The 839-nt window shown below is 73.1% G+C and carries 1 protein-coding gene; it reads right to left on the minus strand.

Features of this window, described 5'->3' with window-relative positions:
- A partial coding sequence (locus tag E1267_RS45230; protein WP_165960140.1) for a helix-turn-helix domain-containing protein occupies positions 1–839 on the minus strand: 839 nt, incomplete at both ends.

An 839-nucleotide genomic window follows, 5' to 3' on the forward strand; every position in this document is an offset into this window, starting at 1 on the left:
GCGGGGGTCGGTGGGCGGCAGGGCGGCGAGACGTTCGAGCACCTCGTAGTCCTCGCGCCCGTTACAGGTCTGCGCGTACGCCCACAGGTCGCCGGGTGTGCCGCGCCGCAGCATGCAGGCGCGTACCTGGGCCTCGATCTCGTCGCGTTCCCTGCGGATCTCCGGCGACTCCGAACGCAGCAGCAGCGGGCCGCAGTAGGCGCGGGCCAGCGCCGCCGGGTCGCCGGCGGCGAGGTGGCGGCGCAGCTCCAGGAAGTCGGCCTCGACGGGGCAGGTCAGCCGGTACGGTTTGGCCGCGATCGCGTTGCCGAACTGGGCGCGCAGCCGGTGGATCTCCGCCCTGATCGTCACGGGGTTGCCGTCGTCGCCGTAGAGCAGGAACGACAGTTGCTCGGCCGTCAGCCCGTGGGGGTGCAGCGCCAGGAGGGCGAGGATCTCGGCGTGCCGGAGTGACAGGGGTTGTTCGCGGTCGCCGAAGGTGGCGGTGGGGGTGCGTTCGCCGAGGAACGCCATGGTCAGGGTCGGCGGCGTGGTGGACGGCGAGGGGCGCAGGAGGAAGCCGCTGGAGAAGGGCTCGATCAGGGCGACGGAGCCGTCTCTGAGGAGCATGCGCTGGGCCTGGTTGGCGAGGGGGACGCGTTCGCCGAGGCAGCCTGACGGGTCGCCGGAGATGACGCGGCCGGTGGACGACAGCAGGATGCCTGGCCGCCCGCGCAGCGCTTCGTAGCGGCGGCGCAGGTGCTCGTCGCGTTCGTGCATGCGCAGGGCGAGCTGGGACTCGGCCAGTTTGGCTGTGGTGGCGACCAGGGCGACGGTGGCGGGGTGGAGGGTGCGGGCGG

Origin of the sequence: Nonomuraea longispora (assembly GCF_004348345.1) — a bacterium.
Taxonomy (GTDB): domain Bacteria; phylum Actinomycetota; class Actinomycetes; order Streptosporangiales; family Streptosporangiaceae; genus Nonomuraea; species Nonomuraea longispora.